The organism is Streptomyces sp. NPDC051636, from assembly GCF_044453765.1.
GTDB lineage: Bacteria > Actinomycetota > Actinomycetes > Streptomycetales > Streptomycetaceae > Streptomyces.
In genome coordinates this window covers 42,638-54,580 of sequence record NZ_JBITDA010000040.1, presented here as the reverse complement: position 1 = coordinate 54,580, position 11,943 = coordinate 42,638, and the positions used below count along the sequence as shown (strand labels likewise).

General features: G+C 67.9%; 7 protein-coding genes. 4 read left to right on the top strand and 3 right to left on the bottom strand.

What is annotated here, in order from left to right; all coding sequences use genetic code 11:
• Positions 1-342: 342 nt before the first annotated feature.
• The 3 genes from ACIBBH_RS38715 to ACIBBH_RS38705 form a co-directional block, all read right to left on the bottom strand.
• Complete coding sequence (locus ACIBBH_RS38715) at positions 343-738, bottom strand: hypothetical protein (RefSeq protein WP_399413061.1); 396 nt, start codon at positions 736-738, stop codon at positions 343-345.
• 367 nt (positions 739-1,105) lie between these two features.
• Positions 1,106-2,674, bottom strand: a complete 1,569-nt coding sequence (locus ACIBBH_RS38710) for a Mu transposase C-terminal domain-containing protein (RefSeq protein ID WP_399413071.1) — start codon at positions 2,672-2,674, stop codon at positions 1,106-1,108.
• A gap of 693 nt (positions 2,675-3,367) precedes the next feature.
• Complete coding sequence (locus tag ACIBBH_RS38705; RefSeq protein ID WP_399413059.1) at positions 3,368-4,381, bottom strand: AAA family ATPase; 1,014 nt, start codon at positions 4,379-4,381, stop codon at positions 3,368-3,370.
• A gap of 673 nt (positions 4,382-5,054) precedes the next feature.
• On the opposite strand from ACIBBH_RS38705, the gene ACIBBH_RS38700 reads away from it, so the two are divergent.
• The 4 genes from ACIBBH_RS38700 (at position 5,055) to ACIBBH_RS38685 (ending at position 11,938) form a co-directional block, all read left to right on the top strand.
• Positions 5,055-6,359 carry an NAD(P)/FAD-dependent oxidoreductase gene (locus ACIBBH_RS38700; RefSeq protein ID WP_399413057.1) on the top strand — a complete coding sequence of 435 codons (1,305 nt, stop codon included), beginning with the start codon at positions 5,055-5,057 and terminating at the stop codon, positions 6,357-6,359.
• Positions 6,360-6,560: 201 nt separating this feature from the next.
• The gene (locus ACIBBH_RS38695) at positions 6,561-6,854 is read left to right on the top strand and encodes an acyl carrier protein (protein WP_399413055.1); all 294 of its coding nucleotides are present in this window, start codon (positions 6,561-6,563) and stop codon (positions 6,852-6,854) included.
• Positions 6,844-7,740 carry a thioesterase domain-containing protein gene (locus ACIBBH_RS38690; RefSeq protein WP_399413053.1) on the top strand — a complete coding sequence of 299 codons (897 nt, stop codon included), beginning with the start codon at positions 6,844-6,846 and terminating at the stop codon, positions 7,738-7,740. The genes ACIBBH_RS38695 and ACIBBH_RS38690 overlap by 11 nt, the downstream gene beginning before the upstream one ends.
• Positions 7,741-7,819: 79 nt before the next feature.
• Positions 7,820-11,938: a beta-ketoacyl synthase N-terminal-like domain-containing protein gene (locus ACIBBH_RS38685; RefSeq protein WP_399413051.1), complete on the top strand. Its 4,119-nt coding sequence runs from the start codon at positions 7,820-7,822 to the stop codon at positions 11,936-11,938.
• Positions 11,939-11,943: the final 5 nt, after the last annotated feature.

The following is an 11,943-nucleotide window of genomic DNA, read 5'->3' as shown; positions in this document are numbered from 1 at the left end:
CGGTGCTGGGCTCCGTCCGGCTGGAGGCTTCCGCTGCGCTCCAGCCTCGGCCGCGCTGCGCGCGGCCAAACGGGCCTCCGGCCCGCGCAGCAGCATGGACCGCTGGGGTGGTTTATGGGGGGGCGTGACGATGGGCCAGAAGCGGCTTCGGAGAGAAGAGGCTGGGGGTGCGTCCGTCCGGTACTGTGGTTCCGGGTTGAACACTCAGATGTTTGTTTCAAAATAAGTCTCGGATTCATTCTGGATCAACGGCTTCCCTGCCGCTCCTGCGTCACCGCTCTCGCCGACCAATGAACCTGCACAGCGCCCGAGCAATCGGCGAGTTGCTCGCTTGCCAGGGTGTCAGCTGCCCAGCCTGCTGAAGACCCAGCGGAGCACTTCCTGGTCCGGGTGGTCTCGGCCTGTCCGTTCAAGTGCGGTCATGGTGTGGGCGGTGAGCCGGGCCCAGTTGCGGAAGTTACCGTGTGCCGCGTGGCGGTCGGCGAAGGCGATGTCCGCGGGATCGGTTCTCGCCCAGATCGGATGGTAGAGCGGGATGACCTGCTGAACTTCCTCCAAGGTGAGCCTGGTGACGTGCTGCCAGATGAAGATGCGGGAAGAGAGCATCGGTTCCTTCCGCAACACACTGTGTGCGCCTTCACCACCGGCGAAGATGATCGTGATCTGCGTGTACGGGTTATCCCAGGCGAACCGGAAGTACTCGAACGTCTCTCGATTGAGCCACTGGGCCTCGTCCACGACAAGCGTACGCGGCTGGGCTGCGAGGAAGTCCAGAAGCAGCCGGTCGAACTCGGACGATAACGAGGGGGTTCGCCTGGCAGACCGAGAGTGGCGAAGAGTTCATGGCGCACCGCGCGGGCGGTGGGGCGGGCACGGAAAGTGATCCGGCAGATCTCCTCGCCGCGGGTGTGTTCGAGCTCGCGCAAGCAGACGTTGGCGGCGAGGGTCTTGCCGACGCCGGCCGGGCCGTGGAGGCACATCATCGCCCTGGCCTCGATCGTGTCGTTGATGTTCTCCCTGGCAGCCAGGAGCGCGCGGGTCGTGACGACCGCGGCGTCGGGGAGCTGGGTGTAGTGGTCGGTCTCCTGCGGCGGCAGTTGGCTGGTCATAGGTTCTCTTCTCCGGGCGCCGGGCGCAGGGAGGCCGGGGTGTTCCAGTCGTCGGGCGGCGGGACGGGCGGAATGAGGTCCGGTAAAGCGAGGGCGGCCATGTCGGTGTGGGCGGCCGTCGTGAGTTCCTGGTCGGCTTCGACTGCCGGGACGGCGCCCAGGCGCTGCGCGGGCGTGGGAGTGGTGGCCGGTGCGAAGCGCTGGCGGCGCAGGGCCTCGGCCTTCTTCGCCCCCTCGCGCAGGCGGCGGGCTCTGGCTGTGCGGGTACGGCGCAGGGCGTCGAGTTGCTCGAGGGTTGCAGCGTCGGCGAGTTGGGCGGTGCCGAGGTGGTGGCCGGCCGGGTCGCAGACCTCGATCTCGTGATCGTGGTGAGGCATGTGCCGGATCCGGACGCTACGGCCGGCCTGGCCTGTCATCCACGCGCCGACATGGTCACGGCCGCGCCAGCGCACACCGTGGCTGGTCAGCTTCCTCGTCCGGTCGTCGTCTTCCAGCATCAGACCCCACAAAGCAGCCTCGGGGATGTCCGAGAGCGGCGTGGGATCGGCCAGCCAGGCTTCAACGGGAGTGCGGCCGGCAAGACCGGCAGGGCGGTGCTCGGTGTTCCACCAGCGCGACCAGGCCAGTACCTCGGCGGTGAACTCGGCGAAGGTCAGCGGCGGGGGCTCGTCGGATTCGGTCTTCTTCTTGGCGCGCCGCGGCGCTGGAGTGAGGGTGTAGCCGGGCAGGACAGCGAAGAGCATGCGATCGGCACACCGGTTGAGGTTCTCCACCGTGCCCTTCAGATGCGGACTGTAGGCGGGCAGATCCTCGACCTTGGTGTCCAGGACACCGAACGCGCCCAGGACCGTCTTCGACAGGAAGTCCCGGCCCCGATCGACGCGGACGTGCTCAGGGACACCGTCCGCCGGTCCGTACGGTCCGGTGCGCAGCACCGCGGCGCGCAGGGCCGCCAGGATCGAGGCTCTGGACGGATGGCCGGGTGTGACCGCGGTACCCGTGATGGCCTTCGAGGCAACGTCGATGAACCACGTCACCCACGGGCGCACCAGTTCCCCGTCGGCGTCGACCAGGAGCGGCACCTGGACGTGGTCGGCCTCCCAGGTGTGGTTCCGCCATACCCGGGGCCGTCGCCCGAATACGTCGTGGGTCCGGGCCGCCTCCGGCCCCCGCGCCAGGGCAGCGCGTTCCCCAGCGGTCAGGTCACGGCGCACCGCGCGCAGGAACGTCGACAACGACGGCACCGGATCCAGCACAGGCACTGCCTCCACCGGCGCCCCACCCGGTACCTCGGTGACCGGCCCACCGGTCGCGGCGCGGGCGCGGGCCACCAGCTGGCGGTGGACCGCCGACGCGGTCCCTCGCCAGTACGCCAGCAGTACACGTACCTCGGCGCCGATCTCGAACCGGTCTACGGGCCTCGCGCCCGGGCGGGCCGCCATGCGGGGTTCGGTTTCGGTCTGGGCAAGCCACCGCCACACCGTCCGCTCCGACACCCCCAGACACTCCCCCGCCAGCCGCACATGCCCCCGCGACAGCCGCCCCAGTGCCCGTAACCGCAGCAGTTGCTGGACAGCGAGGTGATCTTCGCCCAGGTACGGAAATTGCCCCGCGCCACCGTGGCATCCGCCCACCCCACATCCGCCGGATCCGCGCCCTCCCACACGTCATGGAACATCGCCAGCGTCTCCACAAGGCGCTCGGGATCCAGTCCAGGGACCTGGTGCCAGGTCAGCACCCGCACCTCGGCTGTCACCTCGAACCGATCCCCCGACCTGGCACCCGGGCGAGCCGCCGTCCCGGGATCGGCTTCGGCCTGCGCAAGCCACCGCCACACCGTCCGCTCCGACACCCCCAGACACTCCCCCGCCAGCCGCACATGCCCCCGCGACAGCCGCCCCAGCCCGCGCAACCGAAGCAACTGCTGCACCGCAGGCCCCCGCAGCGCGGCCAGCCCCGCACCCTCCAGCACCGGCACGGACCCGTCAGGCCATGCCGGGGCGGCTGCCTCAGGAGAATTGATCATGAAACCGGCCCCTGTATCCGAATCCGCTCACTTTCCGCGCCGCACCACGGTCCGGTCACGGGTAAGGGCCCAGCCGGGCACAGGCCTGCTCGATCAAAAAAAGGTCCGCCAGCGGGTCCTTCCGACGCCTGACCGCGGCATAGACGTGAGAAGTGATCTTCGCCCACATGCGGAAGTTCTCATGGGCCACTGTCGAGTCCGCCCACACCACATCCGCCGGGTCGGCCGTCTCTCACACCTCGTGGAACAGGCGCAGCGTCTCGATCAGCCGGGCCTGTTCCAAAGCGGGAGTCTGATGCCAGGTCAGCACTCGTGACCGCAGCGCCGGCGCCCGGGCGGTCACCCGCTCCGCGCCCGCCCCGCACAACACCAGTGCCGCAGCCGTGCCCGGCTCGTCCCACAGCAACCGCAGATAGTCCAACAGCGGCGGAGACAGCCGCTGCGCGTCATCGAGGAACAACACCCCCGGCCGACGCAGCGCCTGTGCCAGCGCGCGGTCCGCCGGCTGCGCACGGTGCGACCAAGACCCCGCCGCCAATCCCATGGCCTCCAGCAGCGAAGCGCGTATCTGAGAAAGGCCCGGCTTCACCCCCGCCACCGCCCGCCACACCGGCACCCGATCAGGCAGCAGATGCAGCGCCTGCTGCACCGCCACCGTCTTCCCCACCCCCGTATCACCGAACACACAAACGATCCCCCGCGCCGCGACCGTATGCCCGACAGCCTTCACCACCGAAGCCACCGCAGCCGTCGACACCAACCGGGCACCCGGCACGAACCGCACCCCACTGCGACCCGTGCCGTCTCCTTCGCCATCCGGGTCGACAACCGGCTCCACCGCGCTGTCTTCGACGCCGTCCAAAACCGGCGGGCCGCCTGCCCAACGCGTCAGCCGAAGGTCAGCCAGAACCTGGTCATAGCGATCCGCAACGACCCCGCCCCGCGCCGGCCGCGCAACCTCCAACACCCGCCCCGCCAGCAGATCCCGGCGCACCACACACTGAAGCGTCGAGGCCGACGGGACTCGCGTCACACCGCACCTCCCCAGCGAACCTTCAGTCCGCGCCTGCTCCAGCCTGCGGTGCAACGCCGAGACGTTCCCACCCACCTCCGCCAGCACCGCCCACAGCTCGTCGCTCACCGCGAACCCGCCCCGCCGCGACCGCCCCTCGATCCGCCCCGCACGCCCCTCCGCCAGCCAGCGCCACACCGTCCGCTCCGACACCCCAGCCAGCTCAGCCGCCACCCTCACATGCAACCGCGACACGGCCCCCGACTCGTCCACCGCGAGCAGACGCCGAACCACCACACCACGACCCGCACCCGCACCCGAAGCCGGGACCGCTGCCTCACCACGTACACCACGACCCAACCGAGCAGCCATACCCGCCAGCACAGCCCAAACAGGCCACCCCGAACACAGGAACTTTCAACCCCATGACAGCCACCAGAAAACGAGAAACCACGCTCTACCAGGCCAGAAAGCTGTCACTCACCAATGACACCCAACCACCGCCACCACACCCCCAACTCACAGCAGCTGGGGATCGCCGTCGATCAACGTGAAGTCGTTGCTGGTCACTGGGCTTTTCCTCCCCGGAGTCACAACCGGGCACCGGACATCGGCAGCCGCACTACGCAGCCCTGCCTCTCGGCGGACACGCTTCCATCAGCGACCATCCTGTGCCACCGGGACCTGCGACAGCCCCCCAATCATCAAGGACAGGGGCAACAAGCCTTACCGGCCCCGGAGGCCACGAGCCCGAACTGGGCTCCACAAGGAAGGTGATGGGGGAACCCAGCAGGAGCTCAATCGGCAGAAGAAACTTGCGCCTCCGGTGTATCTGGGATGAGCATCCCCTCTCTGTCTACATCGAGACGAGCCCAGTTGGTGTCGATATCTCGGTCGGAGGCGGACTGTGAAAGCGCGAGTGGCGGTCGTAGGAGGTGGAGTAGCTGGCGTTTCGGCTGCCTACCACCTTCGTGATGAAGTGCAGGTGACACTTCTTGAGGAGGCACCCCGGCTGGGCGGTCATGCCAACACGATCGAGGTCGAGGACGCAGGTCGAGTTCTCGGTCTGGATACGGCGTTCATCGTCTTCAACGAGCCCCACTACCCCAAGCTGACGAAGTTCTTCGCTGACTTGGGCGTGGCCACCCAGGGGCACCCGGGGAAGTTCGGCTTCTTCGACTTGGACAGTCAGACCTCCTATGTATCCGATGATTTCGAGTTGACGGAGGATCAGGTCAAGGAGCTCTACCCGCAGGACTTTGTTCACCTCTGGCGAGAGGCGAAGCGATTCCTGGAAGAGTCGCCTCGCCATTTCATGCGCAAGCAGGCCGATATACCGCTCGGTGAGTACCTCGATCGCCACGGGTACTCCGATGATTTCCGGTACGGATTCATCGTGCTCATCTCGACCGCCGCATGGTCGGTGCCGGCTGATCGCATCTGGGAGATGCCGGCGAGCACCGTGATCGCGTTCTTCTACGCCCATGGCGCCGAAGGCCTTGGCGGGCGTACCGCGCCTTGGCGGACCGTCACCGGCGGCAGCGTGAGCTATCTGCGTGCTGCCGAGCGGGAGCTCCGGGCCGCAGGCTCTGAAGTGCGGCTTTCCTCGCCCGTGACTCGGGTGCGGGAGACGGGGGGCGGCGTGGATGTGCACGTGGGTGGTGCGGCTGCAGAGCGGTTCGACTATGTCGTGCTGGCCACACACGCGGATGACTCGCTGCGGATTCTGGAGAGCCCGAACGAGCATCAACGTCGACTCGAGGTGTTCGAGTACAACCCGACGCGGGCCACGCTGCACACCGACCCCGCGGTAATGCCCAAGGAGACGCAGAACTGGCGCAGTTGGAACTACGGGCGTTGCCAGGTAGCCGGAGAGCAGGTGTCGTGGGTCAATTACTACCTCAATGACCTGCAGCACCTGGACGGCACCAAGGACTATTTCCTCACGCTCGATTCAGGTGTGCAGATCCGTGAGGAGTGCATCATCGAGGAAATTTCCTATCGGCACCCCGTGTTCTCGCTGCCGACGCGACAGTTGCAGACGGATATCTACTCGATCAATGATTCCGGCTCGCGGGTCAAGCTCGCCGGCTCCTACTTTCACTCCCGGAAGATGGGGCCGGACATCATCGGGTCGCACGAATCCGCATTCGACTCCGGAAGCGCGGCGGCCGAGTCTGTGCTGCGTTCCGTTTCCGCTAACCGGCAGTAGATTCCGGAACGCGCGGAAAGCAGGTCCCACTCGTGAAGCTCCCTGTGAACCTTGGAGTCAACGCCTATCGGTCGACGGCAGCCGGATTAGCCCTGCGAGACAGGGTCGTTGAGGGGCTGTCCTTTCAACTGGGTCTCCTGCCAATGGACATAGAGCCCAGCCAGCGATTCTCCTTCCCCACATCAGAGAGAAAGGCCAACCGTGCCCGAAAATACCCTTGGTGAGCGAAGCGTCGCCGCCCTGACTCCTGAGGCCGTCCAGGGATGGCTGGTCGAGAAGGTGGCGCACAAGCTGGGCGTGTCCCAGGACGAGGTGAACCCGGACCAGTACTTCGACGAGTTCGACCTCGACTCCACCGAGGCGCTGGTGCTCTCCGGGGAACTGGAGAACTGGCTCGGTTTCGAACTGGAGACCACGGCCCTGTGGTATCACCCCACGATCACCGAACTCTCCCGCTACATAGCGCAGAAGCAGGAGGAGCAACGTGCGGCCTAGGAATCGCCAACCTGCCCCGCTGGTAAGCGCTTTCAGCGTCGACGCGGTCCGTGATGAGGGCTCGTCACAGACCGGACCGGTAGTGGTCATCCACCCGGGTGCCCTGCCGGCCGAGCAGTACAGGGAACTGGCGGTGGCTCTACCCCACGGGACCGACCTGCGCGTGGTGGATCTGGAGCAGGTGCCCGAGTACTTCCAGGCCGCGCTCAGCGGCGGGCAGACCGACATCACGGTCCTCGATGTCGCCTCGCGCGCCGCGGACGAACTACGAGCCCGTGACCTGTTCTCCGGTCCGTGGACTCTGATGGGCTGGTCTTTTGGAGGCGTGGTCGGCCACGCGTTGACGTCACTGCTCTCCGAGGCTGAACTTCCCAACAGGGCAGTGCTGTTGGACAGCATCGCGCCCGTGCCGGAGTACACGCGTGCCGAGGACGAGATCGGGCCCGACCTGGTGCTGCCATGGTTCTGCATGTACCTGGCTGCTAAGCGGGGCGGGGCCGTACCCGTGCCGCGAGACATTCTGGCAGCCGACAAAACGGACGTGGACGCGGCCCTGCAGGCCGTACTCGAGGCCGCCCTGGAGCATGGTGCGCTGCGGCCGGGTACGACACTGCCCGGCCTACGCAAGGTTTACGACACGTACCTCGACGGGCTGCGTCGTAACAACCGGCTTTCCTACGCCTTCGAACCGGTCCGCTCCCGCGTGCCGGTGACCTTGCTGCGCCCCGAGCGCGGCCTGCTGGAGACGCCCGACCCGCTGGGCTGGGAGCAGCTCAGCGACGACCTCAACGTCGAGCACACGCCGGGCGACCACTACTCGATGCTGAGCGATCCGGTGGCGATGAAGTTCGCGGCCCTGGCCGCTGCCCCCAGCGGCCAGCCGTAGCGGCTCCAGCTCCTCGTCACCTCCTCAGCACCACCCCACACCCTCTTCCTCAACCCCTGCCCACGGGCATGGAGTCGTCATGGTTCAGCACAGCACCGGAAGCCGAAAGCTCGGCGACACCCCCATCGCGATCGTCGGTCTGGGCGCCCTCTACCCGCGCTCAGGCGACCTCGGCGAGTTCTGGAACAACATCGTCGATGGCAACGACTGCATAGAAGACGTACCGGAGACCCACTGGCGTATCTCCGACTACTACGACCCCGATCCCAGCGCCCCGGACAAGACCTATGCCAAGCGCGGCGGCTTCGTGCCGACCGTCCCGTTCAATCCGCTGGAGTTCGGTCTGCCGCCGAACACGCTCGAAGTGACCGACGTCCTCCAGCTGCTGAGCCTGATGGTGGCCAAGCAGACGCTGCGCGACGCCGGCGCGCTCGACGCGCCCTGGTACGACCCCACACGCACCGGTGTCATCCTCGGCATCACAGGTGCCAACTCGCTCACCCAGCCGCTGGCCGCGCGGCTTCAGACCCCTGTGCTCAAGGAGGTCGTGCGCAGCTGCGGTCTGACCGAGCGGGACGCGGACGAGATCGCCGCCAAGTTCACCAAGGCGTTCGCACCGTGGGAGGAGAACTCCTTCCCCGGCATGCTCGGCAACGTCGTCGCGGGCCGCATCGCCAACCGCTTCGACTTCGGCGGCACCAACTGCACCGTGGACGCGGCTTGCGCGAGTTCGCTGGCCGCGGTGCACATGGCCGTGTCCGAACTGGTGTCCGGGCGCGCGGACCTCATGCTCACGGGCGGCTGCGACGCAGAGAACACCATCCTGATGTACCTGTGCTTCTCCAAGACCCCCGCGTTCTCCAAGAACGGGCGTATCCGCCCGTTCGACGAGGACAGCGACGGCACCCTCATCGGCGAGGGCACCGGGATGCTCGCTCTCAAGCGACTTGAGGACGCGGAACGCGACGGCGACCGGATCTACGCGGTTCTCAAGGGCATCGGAACGTCCAGCGACGGCCGGTTCAAGAGCATCTACGCACCGCGCCGCGAAGGGCAGGTCGCCGCACTCAAGCGGGCGTACGAGGACGCGGGCTTCGGCCCCGAACAGGTAGGCCTCTTGGAGTGCCACGGCACCGGCACGTCGGTCGGCGACCTCACCGAGCTGACCGCACTGCGTGACGTGTATGACGAGGCCACCGACGATCGGCAGTTCGCCGCAGTGGGAAGCGTCAAGTCGCAGATCGGGCACACCAAGGCGGCCGCCGGCGCGGCCGGCCTGATCAAGGTCTCGCTGGGCCTGCACCAGAAGGTCCTGCCGCCGACGATCAATGTCGAGCAGCCGCGGAAGGCAGTGGACTTCGCCAACTCCCCCTTCTTCCTGAACACGTCCTCTCAGCCGTGGGTCAGCGATCCGGCCCGCGACCGACGTCGCGCTGCTGTGTCGTCGTTCGGCTTCGGCGGCACGAACTTCCACTGCCTGCTGGAGGAACACGACCCTCAGGGTATCGGCCTCACAGCCCTTGGCCCGACGGCGCGCGTCTACGCCTGGCACGCTGCCGACCCGCAGGCGCTGCTGGCTCTGCTGGACCAGGATGAGACAGACGCGGCCGCCACGGAACTGGACGAAACCGTCCCGGCCGAACACGCCCGCCTCGCCCTGGTCGCCCGTAGCCCGAAGGAAGCGGCGCAGCTGAAGGCTACAGCCGCTGACCACCTTCGCGCTCACCAGGACGCCGCCGACTTCGCTTTGCCGCGCGGCGCCTACTACCGACGCTCGGCGCTGCTCGACGGAAGCGGCAAGGTTGCCGCGCTCTTCGCCGGACAGGGCAGCCAGTACGTAGGGATGGGCTCACGCACCGCCATCGCCGTGCCGCCCGTCCGGAACGCGTTCGACACAGCCGCCCGGCAGTTCGCCGGGGCACAGCCGCTGGGACGCGTGGTGTTCCCGCCGACAGCCTTCGACGGCGAGACCCGGCGGCGGCAGGAGGAGGCCCTGCGCCGGACCGACTACGCGCAGCCGGCCATCGGAGCGCTGTCGGCAGGCCAGTACCGCTATCTCGCCGCGCTCGGATTCTCCCCCGACGGAGTGCTGGGGCACAGCTATGGCGAACTCACCGCCCTGTGGGCCGCCGGAAGCCTCAGCGACGAGGACTTCTTCCGGCTGTCCCGAGAGCGTGGCAAGGCCATGGCCACGCGGCCCGAGGGCAGTTCCGACGCGGGCACCATGGCGGCGGTCAAGGCCGACGTGAAGCGCGTGCAGGACCTCCTCGAACGACACGACGACGTCGTCGTGTGCAACATCAACACACCACAGCAGGTGGTGGTTGGCGGCGGCACCGAAGCCGTACGGGCCTTTGTCGACGAGTGTGCGCGCGACGGAGTCGAGGCGCAGCTACTGCCCGTCGCCGCGGCGTTCCACACGCGGTTTGTCGCGCACGCCGTCGAGGAGTTCAAGGCCGCAGTGGCTTCCGCCCGCGTGCGTGCGCCCCGGATCCCTGTCTTCGCCAACACGCCCGACGCCGCATACGGGAAGCGCATCGCGGGCAACCGCGAGGTACTCGTCGGCCAGCTCGCCGCACCAGTGCACTTCGCACCGCGCGTCACGCAGATGTACGACGAAGGCTTCCGGGTCTTCGTCGAGTTCGGCCCGAAGGCGGTGCTCTCCGGTCTGGTCCGCCACACGCTCGCCGACCGCCAGGACATCGTTGTCCTCAGCGCCGACTCCGGCCCGGGCGGTGACGGTGACCGTGCACTCAAGCAGCTCGCCGCGCAGCTCCTCGTCCTGGGGCTCCCGCTCGCGGACTGCAACCGATTTTCCACAGATGTCGAACCGGCCCTGCCGGTGGAGGGGATGACGATCCCGTTGAACGGTGTGAACTACGTGCCCGACGCTCGCCGTGAGGCGTACCGGCAGGCCCTGGAGAACGGCTACACGGTCGAAGCCGTCCAGCAGACGGACACGCAACCCGCTGTGGCGCAGGCTCCTGTCGTGGCTCCCGCCCCGCAGGAGTCGGCCGTGGTGCCGTCGGCGCCAATGGCCGCGGCGCCCCAGCCCCAGAACCACGTCGCCTCACCGGCTCCCACGCTCGGCGCCGGGCTTGTCACCACCGGCATGGTGGCGAGTGAGCACCTGTCGATGCACCGGGAGTACCTGGCCGGGCAGCTCAGGGTGGCCGAGAGGCTGAGCGGTGTACTGCAGGAGGAGACCGGACGCGGCGGTCCGAGCGACAGGGCTGTCGCGGGAATCACCGCCGTGACCCAGCAGAGCCTGGCCATCGGCCAGAGCCACGTCCAGGCCAGTGAGGTGCTCCGCAGCCTCGCACATCTGGAGAGCGGCGTCTCTGTCGGGAACGGCACCGCGCTGAGCAACGGCGTCGCATCGGTTCCGGTCAGCACGCCGTACGACACGTATGGGACAGCCTTCGCACCGACTCCGGTGGCTCCGCAGGCACTGGCCCCGGCCGCGCCAGCACCCACGGCTGCCCCAACGGTCGAGCCGTCCACAACTGCGGTCTCCGCTCCGGCACCCGCCGTCCCTGCCCACCTGGCGTCCGAGCCTGCCGCCGCGCCCCCTGTGCCCGTGACCCCGGCCGCCCCCGCTTCCGGCGGCACCTCGGTCGACGAGGTGCGCCGGGTGTTGCTGGAGAGTGTGTCGGCGAAGACGGGTTATCCGGCGGAGATGCTGGATACGTCGATGGACGTCGAGGCGGATCTGGGGATCGACTCGATCAAGAGGGTCGAGATCATGGGGGCGTTGCGGGATCGGTTCCCGGGGTCGGCGTCTGCTGCGCCGGAGCAACTGGCCGAGCTGCGCACGCTGGACGACATCATCACCTTCGTCTCCGGCGCCGCTGGTGCCTCCACTGTTGCTCCTGCGGCCCCCGCCGAAGCGCCCGCCGGCCTTTCCGCTGAGGTGTCCGTCGACGAGGTGCGCCGGGTGTTGCTGGAGAGTGTGTCGGCGAAGACGGGTTATCCGGCGGAGATGCTGGATACGTCGATGGACGTCGAGGCGGATCTGGGGATCGACTCGATCAAGAGGGTCGAGATCATGGGGGCGTTGCGGGATCGGTTCCCGGGGTCGGCGTCTGCTGCGCCGGAGCAACTGGCCGAGCTGCGCACGCTGGACGACATCATCACCTTCGTCTCCGGCGCCGCGTCCCAGGGCACCGCGGAGGTGGTGGCCGTCCCAAAAGCCTGAACTCC